Consider the following 19,175-nt stretch of genomic DNA (forward strand, 5'->3'; position numbering starts at 1 on the left):
CGACGGGCCGCCCGCCGGGTCGGCCAGCATCGGCAACCGCTCGCCGCCGGCGTCGAGGGCGCGCGCCATCTCGCGCACCGTCCGGTGGGTGAAGATGTCGCGCGGGGTCAGCGTCAGGCCGCTGCCGCGCGCCGCCGACGCCAGCTGGATCGACATGATCGAGTCGCCGCCGAGCGCGAAGAAGGAATCGGTGACGCTGACCCGGTCAACGCCCAGCAGGGCGCTGATCGTGGCGGCCAGCGCCTCCTCGGTCGGGGTGGACGGTGCGACGTACTCCCCGGCGAGCGAGGAGAAGTCCGGTGCGGGCAGCGCCTTGCGGTCGAGTTTTCCGGCCGAGCCCAGCACGACGTCGTCCAGGCGCATCCAGACGCTGGGCCGCATGTACTCGGGGACGCGCGCGGCCACGACCGCCGCGACCTCGTCGACGTCGACGTCGGCGGGAGCGAGGTAGCCCACCAGGAACTCTCCGCCGCCGGGGGCGGTCGCCACCGTCGCCGCGGCGTGCACGACGCCCGGCGCGGCGGCCATCGCGGCCTCGATCTCGCCGAGCTCGATGCGCTGGCCGCGCAGCTTCACCTGGAAGTCGGTGCGGCCCAGGTACTCGATCTCCCCGGCCCGGTTGCGTCGGACGAGGTCACCGGTGCGGTACATCCGCGCACCGGGTGCGCCGTAGGGGTCGGCGACGAACCGCTCGGCGCTCAACCCCGGCTGCGCGGCATAGCCGCGGGCCACCTGGACGCCGCCCAGGTAGAGCTCGCCGGCGACGCCTTCGGGCACCGGGCGCAGTCGCGAGTCGAGCACCAGCAGCGAGGTGTTCCACACCGGGCGGCCGATGGTGACCGGGTCGGGCACACCGGTGACATCGCTCCAACTGACCTCGATGGCGGCCTCGGTCGGACCGAACAGGTTGTGGACCTGCGTGCGGCGCAATCTGCTGCGCGCGGCCGCGACCTGGGCGGTCGACAAGGCCTCGCCGGAGGCGAAGAGCCACTTGAGCGAGTCCAGGCGGGACAACCGGCGCGCGTCGACGACCTCGAGGAAGACCGCGAGCATCGACGGCACGAAGTGCACCGAGGTGGCCTTGCTGCTCTCCAGGAGGCCCAGCAGATACTCCGGATCGCGGTGCCCGTCGGGTTCGGCGATGACGACCGCCGCGCCGCTCATGAGCGGGCCGTACAGCTCGGGCACCGAGACGTCGAAGGTGTACGGGGTCTTGAGGACGATCCGGTCGCCCGGTCCCCACGCGAAGACGTCCAGGCCCCACCGCAACCGGTTGAGCACCGATGCGTGCGACACGGTCACACCCTTGGGCTCGCCGGTCGATCCCGAGGTGAACAGCGTGTAGGCGGCGTTGCCCGGCCGCAGCGGGGCACGGCGCTCGGCGTCGGTGACCGGCGCACCAGTCGGCGTCGCGCCGGTCGCGTCGACGACGATGCGGTCGATCTCCAGCCCGGCGACCGGTGTCGGTCGGGCGGCGGCGCTCGACACCAGCACGACGCGCGCACCGGCCGTCGCGACCATGCTCGCCGCGCGGTCGGCGGGGGCCTCGGTGTCGATCGGGACGTACTGGCCGCCGGCCGCGGTCACCGCGTGGATGGCGACGAGCAGTTCGACGCCGCGCGGCATGCAGACGGCGACGGCGTCCTCGGGACCGATCCCGGCCGCGATCAGTTCGCGGGCCAGCGCGGCGGCACGGGCGCCGAACTCGGCGTAGGTGACGGTGCGGTCGCCGAACATCAGCGCCGGGGCGTCCGGGGTCGCGGCGATCTGGGCCGCGACCGCCTCGGCCAGCGTCTCCGGCGCCAGCACCACGTCGGGTCCGGCCGACTCGGCCAGGACCGCCCGCGTCTGGGCCGCCTCGAGCAGCTCCGCGTCGCCGACCGCGGCGTCGGGAGCGGCGGTCGTCTCGGCCAGCACGCGCAGGAACCGCTCGACGAACCCGGTGGCGGTGCCCTCGTCGAACAGGTCGACGGCGAAGACGAGCGACCCGCTCCACTCCTGCCCCGCCGGGGCCGAGGACACGGTCACCTGCAGGTCCACCTGGGCGGGCGTCTCCGCGGTCTCGACCGCATCGATCTGCAGCTCCGGGGTGCGCAGGCCGGTGCTGGAGGCGGCCGGGTCGAAGGACAGCATCACCTGCGCCAGCGGCGCGAAGGCCTCGCTGCGCACGGGGTCGACCGCGTCGACGACGGCCTCGAACGGGACGTCGGCGTGGGCGAAGGCGTCCAGGTCGTCCTCGCGCACGCGGGCCAGCACGTCGGCGAAGGAGTCACCGGCGCCGATCTGCTCGCGCAACACGAGGGTGTTCACGAACATGCCGACCAGTGCGTCGAGTTCACGCTGGCCGCGGCCCGCGACGGGCGTGGCGATCGCGATGTCGTCGGTCGCCGACAGACGGGCCAGCAGGACCGCCAGCGCGGCGTGCAACACCATGAACGGGGTGGCACCGGACCGGGTGGCGAGCACGCCCACGCGCTCGGCGACCGCCGGGTCGATCGTGAAGTCGATACGGCGGCCCCGGCCGGAGGCGACCGGCGGCCGCGGTCGATCGGCGGGCAGTTCCAGCACGTCGGGGACGCCGGCGAGACGGGTGCGCCAATAGGCGAGCTGACGACCGGCGACCGACGCGGGATCACCCGGGTCGCCCAGCACCTCGTGCTGCCAGAGGGCGTAGTCGGCGAACTGCACCGCGAGCGGCTCGAACGCCGGCGCAGTGCCCGCGGCGCGCGCGGCGTACGCGGTGATCAGGTCCGTCATGAGCGGCGCCATCGACTCACCGTCGGCGGCGATGTGGTGGATCACGACGGCCAGGACGTGCTCGTCGGGGCCGGCGGCCCAGATCCGGGCGCGGATCGGCCACTGGGCGGACACGTCGAACCCGCCCATGACCGCGGCGTCGAGGTCGCTGCGGTCGGCCGCCACCGCCCAGTCCAGCGCGCCCGCGACGGCCGAGGCCGCGGCGACCGACTGGTAGGGCTTGCCGTCGACGGCGGGGAACGTCGTGCGCAGGACTTCCTGGCGGGTCACGACGTCGACGAGCGCGGCCCGCAGCGCCTCGACGTCGACGGCGCCGGTCAGCCGCAGGACGAGCGGGATGTTGTAGGTCGGCGCCTGCGGGTCGAAGGCGTTGATGAACCACATGCGCTGCTGGGCGAAGGACAGCGGGATCCGCGCGGGTCGTGGCACGACCGCCGTCACCGGCGGCAAGGCCGATTGCGCGCCGCCGACGATCCGGGCGAGTTCCCGGACCGTGGGCGCGTCGAAGACGTCGCGGACGGTGAGGCCCGCGCCGGTCGCCTCGGAGACCCGGGTGACCAGGCGCATCGCCGACAGCGAGTTGCCGCCGACGTCGAAGAAGGATTCGGTGGCCCCGATCCGGTCGACGCCGAGCACGTCGGCGAAGGCCTGCGCCAGCGCGGTCTCCAGATCGCCCGCCGGTGCGACGAACTCGCCGACCGGGAGTTCGGGCACCGGCAGCGCCGCGGTGTCGAGCTTGCCGACCGGGGTCGTCGGCATCGCGGACAGCACGGTGATCGTCGATGGCACCATGAACGCCGGCAGGTGCGCCGCGGCGTGGGCGCGCAGCGCGGCGGTGTCCACGCCGTCGTCGGCGACGACGTAACCGGCCAGCGCCGCGACCGTGCCACCGGTGATCCGCTGTCCCTCGGGGTCCAGTCCGACGACTGCCGCCGACTCGACACCCGGGTGCGCGGCGAGCACCGATTCGATCTCGCCGAGTTCGATGCGCAGACCGCGCATCTTGACCTGGTTGTCGCTGCGGCCGACGTATTCCAGGACGTGTCGGTCGCCCCGCGGGCGCCACCGGACCACGTCACCGGTGCGGTACATACGGGCGCCGGGCTCCCCCACGCCGGCCGGTGCGGCGACGAACCGCGACGACGTCAGGCGCGGGTCTGCCGCGTAGCCGCGGGACAGCGCCGGGCCGAGGACGTAGAGCTCACCGAGCACCCCGACGGGGACCGGCGTCAGATGATCGTCGAGCACGACGAGCCCCACACCGCCGATCGGGGTGCCCAGGTACACCGGGTCGCCGGCGGCCATCGGCTCGCTGATCGTGACGCCGATCGTCGTCTCGGTCGGCCCGTACAGGTTGTGCACCGCGACGTGCGGCGCCCAGCGGTCGACCAGGGCCGCGGGTACCGCCTCGCCGCCCAGGGCCAGGTCGCGCAGGTCCGGCAGGTCGCCGGGCTCGACGGTGGCCAGCACCGACGGGGTGAGGAAGGAGTGGCTGACGCGGTGGGAGCGCATGAACGCCGCCAGCGCGGTCCCGCCGACCGCCTCGGCGGGCCGGTAGGCCAGGGTGCCTCCGCCGGCGACGGCGAGCAGGTACTCCAGCACGGAGGCGTCGAAACTCGGCGACGCGAAGCCCAACACCACCGGCTTCTGGGCGGCGTTCAACCGTTCGCTCTCCTGCCGCGCGAAGTTCAGCAATCCGGTGTGCGAGACGGACACGCCCTTGGGGCGGCCGGTCGAACCGGAGGTGAAGATCAGATACGCCAGGTTCTCCGGGCGCAGCGGTGCGGCGGCGGTGAACGGTCCGTCGTCGAGGGCGGCGAGGTCGTCGGCGAATGCCGACTCGTCGAGCGGCGTCCACTCCACGCCGCCGGCGGGCAGGTCGCCGGCCACGGCGGTCAGGGTCAGGCCGAGTTCGGCGCCGCAGTCCTCGACCATGTTCGCCACGCGGTCGGTCGGGTAATCCGGGTCGATCGGTACGTAACCGGCACCGGTCTTGGCGACCGCCCAGATCGCGGTGAGCAACTCGACCGAGCGCGGCATCGCCAGTGCGACGGCACTCTCGGGTCGGGCGCCGCGGGCCTCGAGCCAGCGCGCCAGGCGGTTCGAGCGCGCGTCGAGTTCGGCGTAGGACAGACGCGCCCCGCTGCCGTCGACGACGGCGGTGCGGTCGGGCCACCGGCGCGCGGCGTCGGCGAAGACCTCGCGCAGCACCGTCGGCTCCTGTGCCGGGCCACCAGTCGCCGGCACCAACGCCCGACGTTGCGCGGCGGGCAGCAGGTCCACCCGCGCGACCGCCGTCTCCGCATCGTCGGCGAAGGCCCGCAACAGGCGCTGCAGTCCGTCGGCGAAGCCCTCGACCGTGGCGGGATCGAACAGGTCGGTGGCGTAGTCCAACCAGCCGGTCCAGTCGCCGCCGGTGTCCGTGGACAGGCCGACCAGCAGATCGACGCGCGCCGGTACGTCGTCGGTCTCGACCGGGCGAAGCGTCAGATCCGTCCCGTCCAGCGCGAAGGGCTCGGCGCCGGCCTGCTGAACGAAGCTCAACCAGACCTGCGCAAGTGGTTCGAAGGAGGTCGAGCGGACCGGGTCGAGCGCCTCGACCAGCGTCTCGAAGGGCACGTCCGCGTGGTCGAAGGCGCCGGTGTCGACCTCGCGCGCCTCGTCGAGCAGGTCGCGCAGGGGCGCGTCGGGCCGGACGCGGGTGCGCAGCACGAGGGTGTTCACGAACATGCCCACCAACGGTTCGAGGACCTGCTGGCCGCGACCGGCGACGGGGGTGCCGATGGCGATGTCGGAGGTGCCGGTCAGGCGTGCGAGCAGCGCCGCGAGGGCCGCGTGCACGACCATGAACGGGGTGGCCCCGCGGCTGCGGGCGAGCGCGGTCAACCGGTCGGCCACCTCGGCCGGAACGGTGAACCCGATGCGGGCGCCGCGGCCCGAGGCCACCGCCGGCCGCGGACGGTCGGCGGGCAGTTCGAGCAGGTCCGGCAGTCCGGCGAGGCGGTCGGTCCAGTACGCGAGTTGGCGGCCGACGACGGAATCGGCGTCATCGGGGGCACCGAGGACCTCGTGCTGCCAGATCGCGAAGTCGGCGAATTGGACCGGCAGCGGTGCCCGGTCGGCCGGGCCGCCGGCGGTGCGCGCCGCGTAGGCCGCGGCCAGGTCGCCGACGAGCGGCGCGATCGACTCGCCGTCGGCGGCGATGTGGTGCAGCACGACCGCGAGGACGTGTTCGTCGGCGGACACCGGCCACAGCCGCGCCCGGATCGGCCACTGCTCGGCGAGGTCGAACCCGCCGGTCACCGCGTCGGCGATCGCGGCCTCGTCGTCGACGACCGCCCAATCGAGTCGAGCCGGGACGTCATCGGCCGCGGCGATCACCTGGTGGGGGCTGCCGTGGTCCTGTGCGTAGGTCGTGCGCAAGACCTCGTGGCGCACGACGGTGTCGACGAGTGCGGCGCGCAGTGCGTCGACGTCGAGCTCGCCGGACAGCCGCAGCACGGCGGGGATGTTGTAGGCGGCCGACGAGGAGTCGAACCGGTTGATGAACCACATCCGCTGTTGGGCGAAGGACAGCGGGATCCGGGCCGGGCGCGGTGCCGCCGGCGCGATCGCGGCGAGGCCGGGTGCTCGGTCGGCGGAGAGTTTGACCAGCTCGCGGACGGTCGGGGCGTCGAACAGGTCGCGCGCGGACAGCTCCACCTGGAGGGCTTCGCCGGCGCGCGCGACCACCCGCATCGCCGACAGCGAGTTGCCGCCGTAGTCGAAGAAGGACTCGGTGACCGACACCTGCTCCAGGCCCAATACGTCGGCGAAGACCGTCGCGACGGCCTCCTCGTCGGGCGAGGCGGGCGGGGTGTACTCGGCGGGCACGGCGGCGAAGTCGGCCGTCGGCAGCGCCTTGCGGTCGAGCTTGCCGTTGGCGGTGAGCGGCAGCCGGTCGACGGTCATCACCAGGTCGGGGACCATGTAGCGCGGCACCGAGGCCGCGGCGGCCTCGCGGACCTCCTGCGGGTCGAGGTCGCCGTCCGACGTGATGTAGCCGATCAGCAGGTCGCCGCGATGCGGGTCGGTCACGACGTTCGCGGCCGCGCCGCGGACACCCGGCACGCCCAGCAGCGCCGCCTCGACCTCGCCGTATTCGATGCGGAAGCCGCGCAACTGGACCTGGCCGTCGGCCCGACCCAGGTATTCGACGTCGTCACCGCGGCGGCGCGCGAGGTCGCCGGTGCGGTAGAGCCGCGATCCGTCGGCGGCGAAGGGGTTGGCGACGAAGCGCGTCGCGGTCAACCCGGGCTGGTTCAGATAGCCCTGGGCGAGTTGGACACCGGCGACGTACATTTCGCCGACGACGCCCTCGGGCACCGGGCGCAACCGATCGTCGAGGACGTGCACCGCCAGTGAGGACAGCGGGCGCCCGATGAACGACGGGTCGGCCGCCGACGCCGTGGCGCGGTCGATGGGCCGGAAGGTGACGTGCACGGTCGTCTCGGTGATGCCGTACATGTTGACCAGGCGGGCCGGGTCGTCGGGATTCTCGTCGAACCAGCGGCGGACCTGCTCGAAACGCAGCTCCTCGCCACCGAACACGAGGTAGCGCAGAGCCGGCTCCCGGTCCGCGGCCGCGCGGGCGTCGATGAACTGGTAGAACGCCGACGGGGTGAGGCTGAGGATGGTGACGCCCTCGTCGACGACCAGGTCGAGGAAGGCGGGCATGTCGCGCGCCAGGTCGCGGTCGACGATGACGACGGTGGCGCCCGAACGCAGCGGCCCCCACATCTCCCACACCGCGAAGTCGAAGGCGTAGGAGTGGAACAGCGTCCACACGTCGTCGGAGTGGAAGTCGAAGTCCTCGGCGCAGGCCGCCATCAGCGCGGTGACGTCCCCGTGGGTGACCTCGACGCCCTTGGGCTTGCCGGTCGAGCCCGACGTGTAGATCACGTACGCGCGCGACCCCGGGGCGGGATCGACCACCGGGGCCGGGGTGCCGGTGAACTCGACGATGAGCGCGTCGACGTCAACCGTGCGGGCGGCGAGCCCGTCGGCGGCCCACAGTTCGTGGTCGGCGGTCGTGGGGTCGACCACGACCACTCGCACACCCGCGTCGCGCAGGATGTACTCCAGGCGGTCGACCGGGTTGGTCAGATCCAGTGGCAGGTAGGCCGCACCCGCCTTGAGCACGCCCAGGATCGCCGAGACGAGATCGGTCGAGCGGGCGGTGGCGAGACCGACGAGGTCGCCGGGGCGCACCCCGGCGGCGGCCAGACCGCTCGCGACCGCGCTCGAGCGGGCGTCCAGCTCCGCATAGGTCAGGTGGTCGCCGTCGGCGCGGACCGCGACCGAGCCGCCATGGTCGGCCGCGGATCGGGCGAACACCTCCAGCAGCGACCGTTCGGCACCGACGGGTCGCGTCGGGGCGGGCAGCCGCTCGAGTCGCTCCCGGTCGCGGGCGTCGAGCAGGTCGACGTCGCCGACGGTCCGCGCCGGATCGCCCGCCAGCTCGTCCAACACGGCGACCAGCCGATCGGCGAGCGCGGCGATGCGGGTTCGGTCGAACAGGTCGGTCGCGTAGATGAGCGACGCGCGCCAGGGCCGGTCATCGGTCACATCGACGTAGACGCCCAGGTCGTACTGCGCGGGGACCTGGTCGATGTCGGCGGTCTCCAGGTGCAGGCCGTCCACGTCGACCGACAGGCCGTCCCCGCCGCCTTCGGTGACGGTCAGGACGACCTGGGCGAGCGGGCCGAAGGCCTCGCTGCGCACCGGGTCGACGGCCTCGACGACCGATTCGAAGGGAGCGTCGGCGTGGGCGAACGCGTCCAGGTCGACCCGCTTGACCTGCTCGAGGAGCTCGGCGAAGGACTCGCCGGACTCGATCCGGGTGCGCAGCACGAGCGTGTTGACGAACATGCCGACCAGGGGGTCGAGGACGCGTTGGCCGCGCCCGGCGACCGGGGTCGCGATGCTCACGTCGTCGGTGCCCCCCAATCGTCCGAGGAGTACGGCCAGACCGGCGTGCAGCACCATGAACGGGGTGAGCCCGGTGGCGCGGGCGGTCTCGCGGATCTGCCGGGCGACCGGCGCGGGAATCTCGAAGTCGACGGTGGCGCCGCGGTGCGTGGCGGCCGGCGGGCGCGGGCGGTCGGCGGGCAGTTCCAGCACGTCGGGGGCGCCGCGCAACTGTGTGCGCCAGTAGACCAGTTGCCTGCCGATGACGCTGTCGGCGTCCTCGGGGCTGCCGAGCGTGGTGTGCTGCCAAATCGCGAAGTCGGCGACCTGCACCGGTAACGGGGCGAAAGCGGGCGCGGCACCGGCGGCCCGGGCACGGTAGGCGGCGATCATGTCGCCGATGAGCGGTGTCATCGACTCGCCGTCGGCGGCGATGTGGTGGGCGACGACCGCCAGCAGGTGCTCCCCGGTCGGTGCGCGCAGCAGGCGCACCCGCAGCGGCCACTGCCGGGTGACGTCGAAGCCGGTGACCGCGGCGGCCCGCAGGTCGGCGAGCGAGTCGACGATCTGCCAGTCCACCGCCGCCTGCGCGTCGGCCGCGGGATGGACCGACTGGTGCGGGACGCCGTCGATCGAGGGGAAGGTCGTGCGCAGCACCTCGTGGCGGGCCACCACGTCGACCACGGCGGATCGCAGCGCCTCGACGTCGAGGTCGCCGCGCAGGCGCAGCACGGCCGGGATGTTGTAGGTCGGCGCCTGCGGGTCGAAACGGTTGATGAACCACATGCGCTGCTGCGCGAAGGTCAACGGGATCTGCGCCGGGCGCGGGGAGGTGGCGGTGATCGGCGCCAGTGCACCGCCGGCCCCGCCCGCCGCGGCGACGAGGTCGCGCACGGTCGGCGCGTCGAACAGGTCGCGGACCGACAGCTCGACGCCGAGTGCCTCCCCGGCGCGCGCGACCACGCGCATCGCCGACAGCGACGTGCCGCCGATGTCGAAGAAGGAGTCGGTGACGCCGACCTGCTCAACGCCGAGCACGTCGGCGAACACGTCGGCGACCGCCCGTTCGGCATCGGTCGCCGGCGCGACGTACTCGCCGGCGAGGTCGTCGAACACCGGCGCCGGCAGGGCCCGGCGGTCGAGCTTGCCGGCGCTGCCCAGCACCACGTCGTCCAGCAGCGTCCACAGGCTGGGGCGCATGTACTCCGGCAGGGCGGCGGCGACATGGGACTTGACCGCCTCGAGGTCGACGTCTGCCGGGGCGACGTAGGCGACCAGGAACTCTCCGCCGCCGGGCGCCTGCACGACGGTCGCGGCGGTGTGCACGACGCCGGGCGCACCGGCGATGACCGACTCGATCTCGCCGAGCTCGATGCGCTGGCCGCGCAGCTTGACCTGGAAATCGGTGCGGCCGAGATACTCGATCTCACCGGCGGCGTTCCAGCGCACCAGGTCACCGGTGCGGTAGAGGCGCGCCCCCGGCTCGCCATAGGGGTCGGCGACGAACCGCTCGGCGGTCAGGCCGGGTTGACGGGCGTAGCCGCGGGCGACCTGGACACCGCCCAGGTACAGCTCGCCCGGCGTCCCCGGCGGGACGAATTGCAGCCAGTCGTCCAGGACGTAGGCAGTGGTCCCCGGAACCGGCGTGCCGATGGGGACCGACGCGTCGCCGGGTCGGACCTGTTGGACGATCACCTCGACCGCGGCCTCCGTCGGCCCGTAGAGGTTGTGGAGTTCGGCGCCGGCGAAGCCGCGCAGCAGGCCCTGGGCGACCGGCGGCGGCAGCGCCTCACCGGAGGCGAAGAGCATGCGCACCGACGTCAGCTCGCGCACCCGGTCGCCGAGGACGTCGAGGAAGGCCGCGGCCATCGACGGCACGAAGTGCACGACCGTGATCTGCTCGCGCCCGATGAGATCGTGCAGGTAGGCGGGGTCGCCGTGCCGGCCCGGCGCGGCGATGACGAGCGTCGCACCCAGGACCATCGGCAGGAACAGTTCGGGCACCGACACGTCGAAGGTGATCGGCGTCTTCTGCAGGAAGACGTCGGTCTCGTCGAGGGTGGCCCAGTCCCGCATCCAGGCGAGACGGTTGACGATGGCGCCGTGCGACACGGTCACGCCCTTGGGCTCGCCGGTGGAGCCGGAGGTGAACAGCGTGTAGGCCGCGTGCTCGGGGCGCAGCGGGCTCCGGCGGTCGGCGTCGCTGACCGGCCGGGTGTCCGGGTCGACGGGATCGTCGCAGTCCAGCGGCACCAGTTCGACGCCGAGGTCGGTGGGCAGGTCGCGCATTGCGGGCGGGACGGCCCCGGCGGGGACGAAGGCCAGGTGCACGTCGGCGGTGGCGAGCATCCGCGCGGTGCGGTCGGCCGGCGCCTCGACGTCGATGGGCACGAACTGTCCACCGGCCGAGACGATGGCGTGGAGGGCGACGAGCAGCTCGACCGAGCGCGGCAGCACCACGGCGACGGCGACCTCGGGGCCCACGCCGCGACCGATCAGCTCGCGCGCCAGGACGGCCACCCGGGCGTCGAACTCGGCCCGGGACACGCGGCGGTCGCCGAAGACCAGCGCCGGCGTCTCGCGCGCAGCGTCGCCCGTCATCGCCGTCACCTCCCGCGACGTGTCGTCGTTCCCCGTCATCGCACGATCTCCGGGATCGTCCCCGCCGCATTCGGACGGGCCGGCCCCACCGACCACTGCGCGATCAGCGCGCGCTGGTGCTCGTCGAGCAGCGGCGCCAGGGCGACGGGTTGTGCGGGGGCCGAGGTCAGTGCGTCCAGCAGCGCCGCGAACCGGCCACCCAGTGTAGAGACGGTCGATTCGTCGTACAGGTCGAGCGCGTACGCGATGGACACCGTCCACGTCTGCCCGGAGCGGATCCGCACGTCGAAGGTGAGGTCGACCTGTGCCGGGGTCACCGGCGGCGGCACGACCGCCACCTCGAGGCCGTCGGCGCCGAGCCCGAAGTCCGAGCTCGGGGCGTAGTCGACGGTCAGCATCACCTGTGTGAGCGGGGTGAAGGATTGCGAGCGCACCGGGTTGAGTCGCTCGACCAGCGCCTCGAACGGCACGTCGGCGTGGGCGAAGGCCTCCAGGTCGACGCCGCGGACCTGGTCCAGCAGGTCGTCGAAGGTCATGTCCAGGCGCACCTGGGAGCGCAGCACCAGCGTGTTGACGAACATGCCGATGATCGGGTCCAGCACGCGCTGGCCGCGACCGGCGATCGGGGTGGCGACCGCGATGTCGGCGGTGGCCGACGACCGGGCGACGAGCACCGCGAGGGCGGCGTGCACGACCATGAACGGGGTGACGCCGCGCGCGCGGGCCACCTCCTCGATGCGGGCGCCGAGCGCGGCGGGCAGCTCGAGGTCGACCGTGCCGCCGCGGTGCGAGGCCACCGGCGGACGGGGCCGGTCGGTGGGGATCTCGACCAACTCGGGCAGGCCGCGCAGCGTCTTCTCCCACCGGTCGAGCTGGCGCCCGACGATCGAGTCCGCATCGGACGGGTCACCGAGGACGCGGTGCTGCCAGAGGGCGTAGTCGGCGAATTGGACCGGCAGCGGCTCGAACCGCGGTGCCTGCCCGGCCGCGCGGGCGCCATAGGCCACGATCATGTCCGCCAGCAGCGGGGTCATCGACTCGCCGTCGCCGACGATGTGGTGGATCACCGCGACCAGGACCCACTCGTCGGGGCCGGCCTGCCAGAGTCGGACGCGGAAGGGCGGACGGGCGGTGACGTCGAAGCCGGTGCCGGCCGCGTCGGCGAGGGCGGCCTCGTCGTCGACGACCGCCCAGTCGGGCGCGGCTTGCGGCGAGTCGGCCGGATGGACCTTCTGGAAGGGACGTCCGTCGACGGCGGGGAACGTGGTGCGCAGGCTCTCGTGCCGCGCCACCAGGTCGCCGACGGCCGCGCGGAGGGCGGCGACGTCGAGCGCACCGGTCAGCCGCAGGGCGATCGGGATGTTGTAGGTCGGCAGATCCGGTTCGAGGCGGTTGATGAACCACATCCGCTGCTGGGCGTAGGACAACGGGACCAGCTCGGGCCGCGGGTCGACCGCGGTGACCGGTTCGAGGGTGTCGCCGCGACCGGCGGCACCGGCCACCAGGCCGCGCACGGTCGGCGCGTCGAACAGGTCGCGCACGGACAGCTCGACCCCGAGCGCTTCCCCCGCGCGGGCGACGACGCGCATCGCCGACAGTGAGTTGCCGCCGATGTCGAAGAAGGACTCGGTGGCCGAGACCCTCTCGACGCCGAGGACATCGGCGAACACGTCGGCGACCGCCTGCTCGGCCTCGCCCTCGGGTGCCTCGTACTCCCCTTCCAGGACCGAGAAGTCCGGTTCCGGCAGCGCCTTGCGGTCGATCTTGCCGGCGCTGCCGAGCGGCATCTCGGCGACCTCGACCCACGCGGTCGGGCACATGTAGGCCATCAGGTGGCGCGCCGCGTAGTCGCGGACGGCGTCCAGGTCAAGGTCGGTGCCCGAGACGTAACCGACGAGTGCGTCGCCGCCGGGTCCGGGCGCCACGGCGGCCGCGGCCAGCACCACGCCGGGGGCGCGGGCGAGGACTTCCTCGATCTCGCCGAGCTCGATCCGCTGACCGCGCAGCTTCACCTGGTAGTCGACGCGGCCCACGTAGTCGATGGCGCCGTCGGGGGTGCGCCGCACGAGGTCGCCGGTGCGGTAGAGGCGCGCCCCGGGCTCGCCGTAGGGGTCGGGCACGAAGCGCTCGGCGGTCAACCGCGACTGCGCGGCGTAGCCGCGGGCGAGCTGGGCGCCGCCGAGGTACAGCTCCCCCACCACGCCGTCGGGGACCAGGCCCAGTCGCGAATCGAGCACCAGCGCGGTCGTGTTCCACACCGGCCGCCCGATGTAGGGCTGCTGCGGGTCGACGACGAGGTGGTTGAGCACGAAGTTCGTCGCCTCGGTCGGGCCGTACTGGTTGACCAGGTCGACGTCGGGCAGCTCGTCGGCCGCCCGCTGCGCCATCGACGCCGGCAGCGCCTCGCCGCCGGTCAGCATGCCGTGCAGCGACGACTCGGCGAGCACCGCGGTCAGGGCGTCGCTGTCGAGCATCATCGACCAGACCACCGGCACCGCGTCGACCATCTCGATGCGCTCGTCGCGGATGAGTCGCGCCAGGTAGTCCACGTCGCGGTGGCCGCCGGGCGCGGCGACGACGACGCGCGCGCCCACCGAGACGCCCCAGAAGATCTCCACCACGCACGGGTCGAAGGTGTACGGCGTCTTCACGAGGGTGACCTTCGCCGAGCCCTGCACGCGCGTGGAGCTGATGTAGGCCATGTGCGAGACGAGGGCCCGGTGGGAGACGGTCACGCCCTTGGGCTGACCGGTCGAGCCCGAGGTGAACATCGTGTAGACGGCGTGGTCGGGCCGCAGGGGTGCGAGCCGCTCCGCCTGGGTGACGGGGGTGGTCGTCGGGTCGACCGCCGCGGAGGCATCGGCGCGCACGACGGTGAGCCGCTCGGCCAGCAGGGACGTCGCGGCCGGGTCGGTGCCCGCCGCCAGCAGCAGGACCTCGGCGCCGGTGATCTCGGCCATGTGGGCCACGCGCTCGTGCGGGGTCGTCGGATCGATCGGCACATACTGCCCGCCGGCCGCGACCACGGCGTGGAGCGCGAGCATCATCTCCAGCGAGCGGTCGATGCACACGGCGACCGTGCGCTCGGGGCCGACGCCGGCCGCGATGAGCTCACGGGCCAGCGTCGCGACCCGGGCGCCGAACTCTCGGTAGGTCAGGCCCTCCCCCTCGAAGGCGAGTGCCTCGGCGTCAGGGGTGCGCGCCACCTGTTCGGCGACGAGATCGGCGACGGTCGAGTCGGGGACCGCGACCGTGCGGCCGCGCGCGGCGGTCAGTGCGGCCGCGCGCTCGTCGGCGTTCAGCAGCGACGGGGCGGCGACGGCGAGTTCGGGGTCGGCGGTCACCGCGTCCAGGAACTCCACGAAGCGGCGCCCGATCGCCCGCGCCGTCGGCTCGTCGAACAGGTCGACGGCGTAGGAGACGTCGGCGGTCCAGTCCCCGTCCGCGCTGCTCGCGACCGTGACGGTCAGGTCGAGTTGCTCGGGCAGGTCGAGCGCCTCGATCCCGGTGACGCGCATCCCGGCGGCGTCGATGGCCGTCGCGTCCACCGCGGCCCCCGGGTTGTAGGACAGCATCACCTGGGACAGCGGGGCAAAGGCCTCCGAGCGCACCGGGTTGACCGCGTCGACGACCGCCTCGAAGGGCACGTCGGAGTGCTCGAAGGCCTCCAGGTCCGCGGTCCGCACCCGGGCCAGGAGGGCGTCGAAGGACTCGTCCGGCGCGATCGGCGTGCGCAGGAGCAGCGTGTTGACGAACATGCCGACGAGCGGGTCGAGGGCGGCGCGCCCGCGGCCCGCGATCGGCGTCGACACGACGACCTCGTCGGCTCCGGCCAAGCGGGACAACACGGCTGCCAGTGCCGCGTGGACGACCATGAACGGCGTGGCGCCGCTGCTCTTGGCCAGCGCCAACACCCTGGCGCCGGTGTCGGCGGGAATGCTCAGGCGGGTCTGCGCACCGCGCTGCGAGGCGACGGCCGGCCGCGGCCGGTCGGTGGGCAGTTCCAACAGCGGCGGCGCGCCCTTGAGGGTCTCCCGCCAGTAGGCGACCTGGCGGCCGACGACCGACTCCGGATCGTCGGGAGCGCCGAGCACCTGGTGCTGCCAGAGCGCGAAATCGGCGAACTGGACCGGCAGCGGTGCGAACGCCGGCGCCGTACCTGCCACCCGCGCCTGGTAGGCGGTGACGAGATCGCCGACCAACGGGAGCAGCGACTCGCCGTCGGCCGCGATGTGTTGCACCACCAGTGCGAGCAGGTGCTCGTCGGCGCCGGCCGACCACAGCCGCACCCGCAGCGGCCACTGCGTCGTCAGGTCGAACCCGCTGCCGACGGCCGCGTCGAGCTCGGCGCGCGAGGACACCACGGCCCAGTCGAGCCGGTCGGCGACCGTCGCCGGATCGTCGACGAGTTGGAAGGGCACGCCCTCGTCGTCGGCGGGGAAAACGGTGCGCAGAACCTCGTGGCGCATCACGACGTCGACCAGGGCGCGGCGCAGGGCCTCGGCGTCGACCGGTCCCGACAGTCGCAAGACGGTCGGAATGTTGTAGGCCGCCGATCCCTCTTCGAACCGGTTGATGAACCAGATGCGCTGCTGGGCGAAGGACAGCGGCACCCGCGGCGGCCGCGGGTCGGCCTTGGTCAGCGGCACCAGGGCGTCGGTGCGGCCGGCGGTCGCCTCGACCAGCGCGCGCACCGTCGGCGCGTCGAACACGTCGCGGACGGTCACCTTGGCGCCGAGCGCCTCGCCGGCACGGGCGGCCAGGCGCGTCGCCAGCAGGGAGTTGCCACCCAGGTCGAAGAAGCTCGCGGTCACCGACACGTCGTCGAGCTCGAGGATGTCGGCGACGACCGCGGCGACCGCGCGCTCACGGTCGTCGGCGGGTGGCACGTGCTCGCCGACCTCGATCACCGGTTCGGGCAGGGCACGCAGATCGGTCTTGCGCGCGGGGGTCAGCGGGATCTCGTCGATCACCATCACGTGCGACGGGATCATGTGTGCGGCCAGGCGGGTCGCGGCATGGGCGACGGCCGCCTCGCGGTCGACGCTCTCCCCCGGCCGCGCGACGAGGTAGGCCACCACCTGCATGTGCGTGCGGCCGCCCTGGTCGGTGGGGCGCCCGACGGCCACCGCCTGCGCGACGCCCGGCGCCGAGGCGAGGACCGCCTCGATCTCCCCCAACTCGACGCGCTGACCGTTGATCTTCACCTGGTGATCGGCGCGGCCGGCGAACTCGAGGTCGCCCTGCGGCGTCACCCGCACCATGTCGCCGGTGGCGTACATGCGCGCACCCGCCGGGCCCGACGGATCGGCGACGAAGCTCGTGGCGGTCAACCGCGGGCGGCCGAGATAGCCGCGGGCCAGACCGTCGGCGCTCAGGTACAACTCGCCGACGACGCCGCGCGGCACCTCGTGCAGGCGGGGATCGAGCACCCGGGCGGTGAACCCGCCGATCGCGCGGCCGATGGTGATCGGCTTGTCGGGCATCATCCGGGCGCGCGTGGCCCAGACGGTGGTCTCGGACGGGCCGTAGAAGTTGAACAGTCGACGCCCGCGCGCGGCCCACCGCTCGACCAGGTCGGGCGGGCAGGACTCGCCGGCGGTGGCCAGGTTGCGCACGAACTCGGCGCGCTCGGGGTCCAGGGTGGCGAGCACCGACGGCGTGATGACCATGTCGGTGACCTCGCCCCGCTCGAGCACGGCGTCGAGGGCCTCGCCGGCGAAGTCGGAGTGCGGGGCGATCACCAGGGTGTGGCCCGCGCTGATCGCCCAGCACATCTCGAAGAAGGAGGCGTCGAAGCTGGGCGAGGCGACGTGCAGGACGCGCGTATCGGGGTCGTCCTCGCGCGCGCCGGTCACCTTGCCGTAGTTGGCGACGAGGTCGGCCATGCCGGTGTTCGACACCGCGACGCCCTTGGGGCGCCCGGTGGACCCGGAGGTGTAGATGACGTACGCGAGATTGCCCAGGCGCACCGAGCCGTTGCGCTCGTCACTCGTGATCGGCCCGTCGCCGGAGGCCTCCGCGGCGAGTGCGTCGAGCTCGACCCACTCGCACGCCGACTCGCCCAGCCGGTCGCGGGTGGCGGCGACGGTGATCCCGAAGTCGACGTTCGAGTCCTCGAGCATGTAGGCGATCCGGTCGTCCGGATAGGCCGGGTCGATTGACAGGTAGGCCGCGCCCGACTTGATGACGCCCCACACCGCGACGACCGAGTCGATCGACCGTTCCATGCCGACCGCCACGACGTCGTCGGGTCGGACCCCGCGGGCGAGCAGCGCGCGGGCCACCGCATCGGTGCGCCGCTCGAACTCCTCGTAGGCGATCTCGGTGCCGTCGCAGATGAGCGCCGGGTGGTGCGGATCGAGGTCGCGCTCGGCGAGGATGTGCAGCAGTGTGCCCTCCTGCACCTCGCCCCCCGCTCCGACGGTCGCGCGGGGAGCCGCGACGGCCGTGGCGGGTGTCGGCGCCTCGGCGGGCCCCACGATGTCGATGTCGCCGATGGCGACCGACTGGTCGGCCGTCATCTGCTCGAGGATGCGCCGGTAGACCTCGCCGAACCGCTCGACCGTGCTCTCGTCGTAGAGGGCCCTGGCGTACAGGAACTCGATGCGCAGCGGGGCGGTCTCGGTGCGGCCGTGGGCCAACACCATCAGGTCGAACTTCGCCTCGTGGCCGGTCACCTCGATGGCCTCGGCGCGCATCCCGCCGACGGCGATCGGGCCGTCGCCGGGACCCGCCTCGGCGTAGGTGAAGGCGATCTGCGCCAACGGTGAGTACGCGGTCGAGCGCGGCGGGGCGAGGGCTTCGACGAGGTCGTCGAATTGGACCGCGACGTTGTCGAAGGCGTCCAGCACGTCCTCGCGGACGCGGTGCAGGAGCGCGTCGACCGACTGCCCGGGAGAGGTGTCGGTGCGCAGCACCAGAGTGTTCACGAACATGCCCACCAGGTCGTCGACCGCCGGCGAGAGTCGACCGGCCGCGGGGCTGGCGATCACCGCGTCCGACGTCGCGCCCAGGCGCGCGACCAGCACGGCCAGCGCCGCATAGGTGACCATGAACGGCGTGACCTCGTAGGTGCGGCACAGCTCGGTGATCCGCTCGGTGAGCCCCTCGTCGACCTCCAGCACGACCATGCCGCCGTCACTGTCGAAGACCGGCGGCCGCGGGCGGTCCATCGGCAGCTCGGTGAGGGCGGGCAGGCCGGTCAGCTTCTCGCGCCAGTAGGCGAGCTGGCGGCCCAGGACGGTGTCGGGATCGTCGACCCGGCCGAGTTCGGCGTGCTGCCAGATCGCATAGTCCGCGTACTGCACGGCCAGCGGCGGCTGGGCCGGCACCGCCGGATCGGTCCGGCGCGCGTAGGCGGCCAGGACGTCGCGGATGAGCACGCCGATCGACTCGCCGTCGAAGGCGATGTGGTGGACCACCAGCAGGAGTTCGCCGGTGCCGTCGTCGCCGACGCGCAGCCGTCCGCGCACCGGCAGGTCGACGGTGACGTCGAAGCCGCGATCGGCCGCGGCGGTCAGGTCGTCGAAGGTGTCGACGCGCTCCCAATCGAAGCGTTCGAGCGCCTCGGACTCCCCGATCACCCGCTGGTGGGGCTCGCCGTCGACCGCCGGGAACACGGTCCGCAGGACCTCGTGCCTCGCGATGACGTCGTGGATCGCCCCGATCAGCGCGTCGATGTCGACGTCGCCGGCCAGGCGCACCGCCATCGGCATGTTGTAGATCGCCGACGCGGTGTCGTACTGGTTGAGGAACCACATCCGCTGCTGGGCGTCCGACAGCGGGATGCGCTCGGGCCGCGGCTGGACCGGGACGATCGGCGGCAGCCCCGGCGCGTGCTGCGCGGCGCGGCGCGCGAGGTCGCG

General features: G+C 73.3%; 2 protein-coding genes. Both read right to left on the minus strand.

Going from position 1 to position 19,175, the window contains the following annotated elements:
* The coding region (locus QM634_RS00225; RefSeq protein ID WP_415040762.1) for an amino acid adenylation domain-containing protein at nt 1-11,346 on the minus strand (11,346 nt) is incomplete at its 3' end.
* The coding region (locus tag QM634_RS00230) for an amino acid adenylation domain-containing protein (RefSeq protein WP_415040763.1) at nt 11,343-19,175 on the minus strand (7,833 nt) is incomplete at its 5' end. The genes QM634_RS00225 and QM634_RS00230, both read right to left, overlap by 4 nt.

Source organism: Gordonia sp. (in: high G+C Gram-positive bacteria) (genome assembly GCF_047606305.1).
Lineage (GTDB): Bacteria > Actinomycetota > Actinomycetes > Mycobacteriales > Mycobacteriaceae > Gordonia.